Origin of the sequence: Streptomyces sp. NPDC058964 (genome assembly GCF_042741275.1) — a bacterium.
Classification (GTDB): domain Bacteria; phylum Actinomycetota; class Actinomycetes; order Streptomycetales; family Streptomycetaceae; genus Streptomyces.
In genome coordinates, this window is sequence record NZ_JBHYKH010000986.1 from 1 (window position 1) to 1,330 (window position 1,330).

Genomic DNA, 1,330 nt, shown 5'->3' on the forward strand with positions numbered 1-1,330 from the left:
CCTCCTGCTGTGCCTCGTACGCGGTGTTGATCTCCGAGACGTCCCAGGGGGGACGGGCGGGTTGAACTCCGGGACCTCAACCGCGTAGAGGTCCGCGCCCCTCCAGCAGGTTGGCCCTCGAAGAACCGGAACCGGCCCGGGGTCCTCCGTCCCGACGATCGGACGGCGCACCCCGGGCCTGAGCAAGAAGCTCCGTGGAGTCTGACCGGCTCAGTGGCCGGCGGTGGCCCTGCGGATGTTGTCGTGGTGGGTCTGCGAAGCCTGGTGGGCCTCGTGCAGCAGGTCCACGATCTTCTGGAGGTGCGGCTTCATCGCCGTCCACTCGTGACGGAACTTGTCCGCCAGCGGACCCGTCCAGTAGCCGTGGCTCTCGTCAGCAGCCGAGTTCAGACCGCTGAACACCGACTCCAGGTTGATCTTCTGGCTCTTGAAGTGATTGACCAGCTTGTTCAGCGCGTCGAGATCGGCACCACTGATAGCCATGAGTCGCCGCTCCTCCCCGTATCAACGTCACGGACACCGCGTCCGCGATTGGCAATCGTAACTGTACGCCGCTCACGTAATGCCAGTGTCTTCAGACTCTGTTGGACTCTCCTGCAACAGACGTGGCCTGTCGGTGTGTTGGTTCCCCGCAAGGCATCGTGACACCTCGTCGCGCCCATCCGGGCATGTGCATGAGACATCCGGCAAACCGGCCGAAGGTCGTCCATCCGTGGCGAGTTGCTCTGGCGAAGCCAACGAGCAGCCACCGGTCCCGCTCCACTCGGTTGCGGAATCACCACACACCCTTGATCGTTGCTTGACCGATCCAGGACACCCTTGTGACAGCAGGGGATAGCCTTGCTTGGGAGTTGCCGTCGGCGGACGATTGCCGCCACAGACACTGCGGCACGGGGGAGAAACGGGATGTCTGAGTTCGCGGGGGTCGACCCGCACCGGGTGCGTCTGCTGGCCAACAAGCTCAAGGACCTGGCGGACACGCTGGCTCGTGAGACACCGAGCATCCAGAAGCTGTTCGACGAGTGGGGTGGGACGCTCAACCAGTCGTTGCTGCTGCGACAGGTGACGCAGGTCCAGGACGACGCGCGGGACATGGCCAAGCGCGCCGACGAGGCGCTGAACCTGCTGCACAACCCGCGGTTCGTCGACCCGAACGACCCCCACAAGGATTTCATCAACATCCCCTGGGACGTCTCGAAGATCAACACCGCGTACGAGGCGCAGCAGGAGGCGGCGAACCTCAAGCAGGCGCTGGACAACCCGAAGGATCCGTCCTCTCGGCAGACGATCGCCGAGATCGCCCAGTCACTGGCCGATCACCGGGACGACC

General features: G+C 64.3%; 2 protein-coding genes. One reads left to right on the forward strand and one right to left on the reverse strand.

What is annotated here, in order from left to right:
• Positions 1-210 precede the first annotated feature (210 nt).
• On the reverse strand, positions 211-483 hold the full coding sequence (locus tag ACFW2E_RS47040) for a WXG100 family type VII secretion target (RefSeq protein ID WP_363299797.1): 273 nt from the start codon (positions 481-483) through the stop codon (positions 211-213).
• A gap of 423 nt (positions 484-906) precedes the next feature.
• Here ACFW2E_RS47040 and ACFW2E_RS47045 point away from each other — a divergent pair.
• On the forward strand, positions 907-1,330 hold a 424-nt coding region (locus ACFW2E_RS47045), incomplete at its 3' end, for a hypothetical protein (protein ID WP_384478351.1).